Origin of the sequence: Muribaculum sp., assembly GCF_029051885.1 — a bacterium.
In the GTDB taxonomy this organism is placed as follows: Bacteria; Bacteroidota; Bacteroidia; order Bacteroidales; family Muribaculaceae; genus Muribaculum.
In genome coordinates this window covers 1-7,124 of sequence record NZ_JAIDKI010000255.1, presented here as the reverse complement: position 1 = coordinate 7,124, position 7,124 = coordinate 1, and the positions used below count along the sequence as shown (strand labels likewise).

The 7,124-nt window shown below is 54.5% G+C and carries 5 protein-coding genes; all 5 read left to right on the top strand.

The window, feature by feature from the left end; translation table 11 throughout:
- Positions 1–318 precede the first annotated feature (318 nt).
- Positions 319–1,302, top strand: a complete 984-nt coding sequence (locus tag K2I50_RS10565; protein WP_301026313.1) for a PhoH family protein — start codon at positions 319–321, stop codon at positions 1,300–1,302.
- Positions 1,303–1,350: 48 nt separating this feature from the next.
- Complete coding sequence (locus K2I50_RS10560; RefSeq protein ID WP_301026312.1) at positions 1,351–2,301, top strand: phosphoribosylaminoimidazolesuccinocarboxamide synthase; 951 nt, start codon at positions 1,351–1,353, stop codon at positions 2,299–2,301.
- 365 nt (positions 2,302–2,666) lie between these two features.
- Positions 2,667–3,419: a bifunctional demethylmenaquinone methyltransferase/2-methoxy-6-polyprenyl-1,4-benzoquinol methylase UbiE gene (ubiE, locus tag K2I50_RS10555; RefSeq protein ID WP_301026311.1), complete on the top strand. Its 753-nt coding sequence runs from the start codon at positions 2,667–2,669 to the stop codon at positions 3,417–3,419.
- An 80-nt stretch (positions 3,420–3,499) separates the two neighbouring features.
- Complete coding sequence (gene purB / locus K2I50_RS10550; protein ID WP_301026310.1) at positions 3,500–4,843, top strand: adenylosuccinate lyase; 1,344 nt, start codon at positions 3,500–3,502, stop codon at positions 4,841–4,843.
- Between the two features lie 246 nt (positions 4,844–5,089).
- Positions 5,090–7,124, top strand: a 2,035-nt coding sequence (locus K2I50_RS10545; protein ID WP_301026309.1) for a hypothetical protein, incomplete at its 3' end; no start/stop codon positions are given.

Here is a 7,124-nt window from a genome sequence, read left to right as displayed (position 1 = left end):
CGCGTTAGCGCATAGCCCCTTTGGGGGCGTCCACAACGTTAGCCTATGGCAAGAGCCGCGTTAGCGGTTCGCAGCCATAGGTTGGTGTCCCCCCCCTCTCTCGAAATGCCCGGCGTAGCCCGGCGACTGAACACCAACCCGACCTCGGCGTTAACAAATATTGGAGAGCGGAGTCTAAACGTTTGTTTTGTCTCCGAATAAGAGCTTGAAGCCAAGATGACTTCAAGCTCTCAAATTATCATCTTAAAATTGCAAGCCGAAAATCATTCTGTATCCGAGATTTGTTGTAACTTTGTAGACATATTTCACGATTCACGGATGATTGAGCGTATTATAATTATCGACAGCGTGGATCCCGTAAGTTTTTACGGGGTAAACAACTGCAACATGCAGTTAATCAGAAATCTGTTCCCGAAATTGCGCATGGCCGCACGCGGACAGGTAATCAAGGTTATCGGCGATGAAGAAGAGACCGCACAGTTTGAAAAGCGCATAAAAGAGCTTGAAGACTATTGCTCACGCTACAACAAACTGCCCGAGGACGTAATCCTCGACATAGTAAAAGGTCACTCCCCGAAAGAGATGAAACGCGACGACGTAATCATCTACGGCATCAACGGAAAGCCTATCGCGGCCCGCAACCCCAACCAGCAGAAACTCGTCGAAGCGTTTATACACAACGACCTCACTTTCGCCCTCGGCCCTGCCGGCACAGGCAAGACCTACATAGCAATCGCCCTGGCCGTGAGAGCCCTGAAAAACCGTGAGGTGCGCAAGATTATCCTATCGCGCCCGGCTGTCGAGGCCGGAGAAAAACTCGGATTCCTGCCCGGCGACATGAAGGATAAAATCGACCCGTATCTACAGCCGCTCTACGACGCACTCGAGGATATGATTCCGGCCGTAAAGCTCAAGGAATACATGGACAACAACGTAATCCAGATAGCACCGCTCGCATTCATGCGCGGACGCACACTCAACGACGCCGTAATCGTGCTCGACGAAGCTCAGAACACCACCACCCACCAGATTAAGATGTTCCTGACCCGACTGGGCATGAACGCCAAGATGATAATCACGGGCGACGTGACACAGATCGACCTCCCGCGCTCGGTACGCTCCGGACTCGTGCAGGCCCTCCACGTACTCAAGGGTGTAGAGGGAATCGGCATGGTCGAGTTCGGCAAAAAGGATATCGTGCGCCACCATCTCGTGCAACGCATCGTAGAGGCATATCAGCATTACGATGACGAGATGAAGTCCAACCCGGAGACAACGGACCCGACCGCAATCTCCGAATAACCGCCAGCAACTTACGAATTTAATCACAACTATCACATCATAACAGCAATGGCACAGACACTTACCAAGACCGATTTTAATTTTCCCGGCCAAAAGAGCGTGTACCACGGTAAAGTACGCGACGTCTACGACATCAACGACGACATCATGGTGATGGTCGCCACCGACCGTATATCGGCATTTGACGTGATTCTTCCCAAAGGCATTCCCTTCAAGGGACAGGTGCTCAACCAGATTGCCGCAAAGTTTCTCGACGCCACAGCCGACATCGTACCCAACTGGAAGCTCGCCACTCCCGACCCCATGGTGACTGTCGGACTCAAGTGCGAAGGATTCCGTGTGGAGATGATTATCCGCGGCTACCTCACCGGCAGCGCATGGCGCGACTATCAGGCAGGATGCCGCGAGATATGCGGAGTAAAACTTCCCGACGGAATGAAGGAGAACGAGAAATTCCCCGAGCCGATTATCACTCCGACCACCAAAGCCGAGGCCGGACACGATGAAAACATCTCACGCGAGGAAATCATAGCCCAGGGCATCGTCGACAAAGCCGACTACGAGCAGATGGAGCAGTACACCCGCGAGCTCTTCAAGCGCGGTTCGGAAATCGCCGCAAAGCATGGTCTGATACTCGTCGACACCAAATATGAGTTCGGAAAACGCGACGGCAAGGTATACCTCATCGACGAAATCCACACTCCCGACTCGTCGCGCTACTTCTATGCCGACGGATACGAAGAGCGCTTCCTCAAGGGCGAGCCCCAGAAGCAGCTCTCAAAAGAATTTGTGCGCCAGTGGCTTATCGAAAACGGCTTCATGGGCAAAGAGGGCCAGCAGGTGCCCGAGATGACCGACGCCTACTGCGAGTCGGTAAGCGACCGATACATCGAACTGTACGAGCACATCACCGGCGAGAAATTCGACCGCGACGCCGAGACCTCCGACATCGCCTCGCGCATCGAGAAGTCAGTGACAGCCTGGCTCGAAGCACGCTAATAAGAGCTTGTTTAATAATAAATGTTGCCGCCAGGGTCGTATATATTGAGGCGATTTTCGACATGTGACGAAGGAGTGTACTTTATGTACACGACTGAGGAACAGGGTGAAAAGCGGCCAAGATATACGAGACAAAAGGTGACTTTATAACCATTCAACCTCCCTCCTGCTTTTGAAACAAATGCAAAAATATATCAACGATATGAAACAAATTACCTCCAGTCGGTCATTCGCCGGCATCTTTCCGCCTGCTCTTCGGTCGTTATGGAACCCCATAACTCCCTCATCACAAGCGAAAAATCTGCTCGACGAATGACCGCCCTGACGGTAACATTTATTATTAAACAAGCTCTAAGTCAGCCATTATGGATGTAAAAGCCGAGCGCGTCAACCCCTACCGCGACGACACGCGATGCAAGACAGAGCAGGTGCGCGACATGTTCGACTCCATAGCTCCCGCCTACGACTTCATGAACCGGATGATGACCTTCGGCATCGACCGGCTGTGGCGTCGCAAGGCGGTGCGCATGCTTGCAGCCAGGCCTCATGCCGACATACTCGACGTGGCCACCGGCACAGGCGACCTCGCCCTGCTCCTTGCCAGGTCGCTGCGCCCGGCTACAGTGACAGGCATCGACCTCAGCGAAGGGATGCTCGAAGTGGCGCGCCGCAAGGCAGCCGCCGACTCCGGAGCCACTGACTCCGGTACAAAAATGACATTCCTCACCGCCGACTGCCTGCATCTGCCCATGGCCGAGGGTACCTACGACACCGTCACCGCAGCCTACGGAGTGCGCAACTTCGAACACCTGCTCCAGGGCTACCGCGAGATGTACCGTGTGTTGCGGCCCGGCGGCACACTCTGTGTAATCGAGCTGTCGACCCCTACCTCACCTCTGGTCAAGCCACTCTACCGCTTCTACACCCGCCATATCATACCCCTGGCGGGACGTATTGTAAGCCGCGACGTGCGCGCCTACAGCTATCTGCCCGAAAGCATAGCGGCCGTGCCCCAGGGTGAGGCTATGCTCGCCCTTATGCGCGAAGCCGGATTCTCGGACACTGAGCACCATCCTCTGACATTCGGCGTGTGTACCATCTACCTCGCCCGTAAATAATCTCATGCCATAGCCCTCCGAACGGGGGGCTATGGCCATTTTTTCATCACATCACATATACCCATCTCCGACAATCAGCAATGGAACTTTCACAGCTTACAGCCATATCGCCTGTCGACGGACGCTACCGCGGAAAATGCGAGCGCCTCGACCAGTACTTCTCTGAATACGCCCTCATCCGCTACCGCGTGCGCGTGGAGGTAGAGTATTTCATCGCTCTCTGCGAGATACCTCTGCCCCAGCTATCGGGAGTCGACCACGCCCTGTTTCCCGCCCTCCGCGCTATCTACAAGGACTTCTCGACCGAGGATGCACAGCGCATCAAGGATATCGAATCGGTCACCAACCACGACGTAAAGGCAGTGGAATACTTCCTCAAGGAGCAGTTCGACGCCCTGGGCCTGAGCGACGTCAAGGAGTTTATACACTTCGGCCTGACATCCCAGGATATCAACAACACCTCCGTGCCCATGTCGGTGAAGGAAGCCATCGCCGAGGCCTACCGTCCCATGCTCGTCGAGCTGATAGAACATCTTGAGGCACGCGCCGACGAGTGGGCCGACCTCCCCATGCTCGCCAAGACCCACGGCCAGCCCGCATCGCCCACACGCCTCGGAAAAGAGATACGCGTATTCCGCTACCGCCTGCGCAAGCAGCTCGACATGCTCGACGCCACTACCGTCAGCGGCAAGTTTGGCGGCGCCACCGGCAACTTCAACGCCCACCTCACAGCATATCCCGAAATCGACTGGCGCAAATTCGCGGCCACATTCCTCAGCGAGCGTCTTGGCATCGAACGCGAAGAATATACCACCCAGATTTCCAACTACGACAATCTGGCCGCCATATTCGACGCAATGCGCCGCATCAACACCATCATCCTCGACCTTGACCGCGATATGTGGCAGTACATATCGATGGAATACTTCAAGCAGAAAATCAAGGCCGGAGAGGTTGGCTCATCGGCCATGCCCCACAAGGTCAACCCCATTGACTTCGAAAATTCAGAAGGCAACCTCGGCATTGCCAACGCCATACTCGACCACCTCGCATCAAAACTGCCCGTAAGCCGCCTGCAGCGCGACCTTACCGACTCGACAGTACTGCGCAACGTAGGTGTGCCTATGGCCCATATGATGATTGCCATCGCATCGACCCTTAAGGGACTCGGCAAGCTCCTGCTCAACGAGACCGCAATAAACCGCGACCTCGACGGCATGTGGAACGTAGTGGCCGAGGGCATCCAGACCATCCTCCGCCGCGAGGGATATCCCAAGCCCTACGAAACACTCAAGGAACTCACCCGCGTCAACACGACAGTCACCGCCGAAAGCATCGCCGCATTCATCGACACCCTCAACGTGTCGGCCGAAGTGAAGGAGGAGTTGCACCGCCTGTCGCCCCATAGCTACACCGGATATTGATTTTCCGGAAATACATGACATAAACCGGGCTGCTCCGTATAAAAATCCTTACGGAGCAGCCCGATTCTACATATAATATCTATTCTTGTAATATCTATTCATACCGCGACAGCGACATGCAGGAAGGGATAAATTGTTGAAAAACGACATTATACAAACGAAACGTTTGGTCTATAATCAGATTTAGGCTAAATTTACACTTGTTTTACACATTCAATCATTATTCTTTATTTTCACAACAAAACAATGCGAAATTCTTTACTTTGTTTATTGGCTCTGGCCGGTATCCCAACAGGAGCAAGTGCGATAGCTCCCCCGACCGGACTTGCACAGAGCGACTACGACGGCCACTCGCTTACTCTGACATGGGAATCCGTAGAGGGTGCCACAGAATATGAGGTATCCGTATGGCATCTTGGCGAAAGCGTCACCGAGGCCCAGTATGTAAACCAGATTATCAACAAGGATCACCCGACTCTCTATACACCGGCCGTAAACGGTCATCTCGACAAAGCGGTAATCAACTATACGATAAGCGGCACTGCCGGTATCGACTCCGAGAAGACTCTCCCGCTCATCTTCCGCCAGGCTGATGCCAACCACGAGCTCAGCTCCATATTCCGTGGCGACATCTATATGGGACAGCTTGCCATCACCAACCAGGTATCCACCTACGAGATGTTTGGCGGCTATCCCGTCGACGAGTTCACCCAATGCATCTACATCGAGGCAGGCCCCTCGGGCAGTGAACCTACCGGTGAAGGCACCATGACAGTATCGACCGTGGTAAACACATACCGCCCCAACGTATACATAATGGACCATGAGGCCACCGAGGGCACTGCCACAACCATGAAAGTGACCGGCCTCGACCCTGCCACCAACTATTATGCCACCGTCAAGGCCATCGGCGGAGAGGAAGTGTCAGCCGCGTCAGAGATACTGCATCTCGACAGCCTCGTGCCTACAGTGCTCAGACCGGCATCGTCAGTCACAGCCAACTCCTATACCGCCAACTGGGAGGCCAATCCCAAAGGCAGCTCCTACGTGGTCACCAACTACGAGATTATCTCGGCCGACGGCATATGCCGGATAAGTGAGAACGGCGCAAAATGCAACGGCGGCACATTCGACAACCCGACTACCGTTGAATCGCTCGACGAGTACACCGATACCAAAGGTTGGAAAGGCGTGACATGTCTGGTTGCCGACGGCATGTTTGGTGTTGCCGACGGAGCCATACGCGGCGGCCGTCCCATCGGAGGCTATATATACTCACCCAACGCCGACTTCTCGGCCTACAACGGCAAAGTATACATAACAGTATCGTTGCACGCCACTCCCGAAGATATCATCACCGTGTATATCGGCTCTTACTCCGATGACAAGGCCCATGCAATCACAATCCCCGAGAGCGGCATCGTCACCGAGTCGTTTGAGATTATCGGAGGCACCAATGACAACTACATACGTTTCGAATCGAAGAATCTTAAGAAATTCTTCATCAGAAGCATCACCGCCTCACAGGGCGAGCCTGTAGAAAACATTCTGCTTGAGGACAGCTTCGACAAATCCACATCCGGCACATTCGACTCGCCGATAGAGCGCATCTCAGCCGACGACTATACCGAAATGCCAGGCTGGAACATCAACTCGGCCATCGCAGCCGCCGGCATGTTGGGCACATTCGACGGTATGTTTATCGGCGGACGTCCCTACGGTGGCGGCGCCATGGTGACTCCCGCTCTCGGATTTGCCGATGGAGATGCCACCGTATCCTTCCGCCTGCAGAGCAGCAAGCCCGGAGAGGACCAGATTACCGTATACATCGGCGACTACGACGCAACCCGCGCCAAAGTGTTTGAAGTGCCCGCCGACGGCATCATCGATGAGACCGTGACCCTCTCGGGAGCATGCGACGGAGCCACCGTGCACTTCGAGTCAAAGAACCTGAAGAAATTCATGCTCGACGACATAAAGGTGTACCAGACTCTCGCTCCCGGCCAGAAATCGTACAAGAAACTCGAATCGGCTACAGTCACCGGCGCTACCTCCCACACATTCACCGGCCTTGAGTCAGGCAAGCGATACGGATATTCCGTGCGCACCGACTATCTTAACTTCTTCGGCATGTCGGAAGAAGGAGCCGAATCGGCAGTAATGGAAGTAAGCGCCACCTCAGGTATCGAGTCGGTAGCCGGCAGCGAATCGCCTGTAGTGTCAGTAATCTACACCGACCTTACAGGCCGCCGCGTCATCGAGCCCGCCCCCGGCAGCATCG

Coding starts and splice junctions, on each gene's coding strand:
- K2I50_RS10565 (WP_301026313.1), top strand. CDS start 319: ATGATTGAGCGTATTATAATTATCGACAGCGTGGATCCCGTAAGTTTT.
- ubiE (WP_301026311.1), top strand. CDS start 2,667: ATGGATGTAAAAGCCGAGCGCGTCAACCCCTACCGCGACGACACGCGA.
- K2I50_RS10560 (WP_301026312.1), top strand. CDS start 1,351: ATGGCACAGACACTTACCAAGACCGATTTTAATTTTCCCGGCCAAAAG.
- purB (WP_301026310.1), top strand. CDS start 3,500: ATGGAACTTTCACAGCTTACAGCCATATCGCCTGTCGACGGACGCTAC.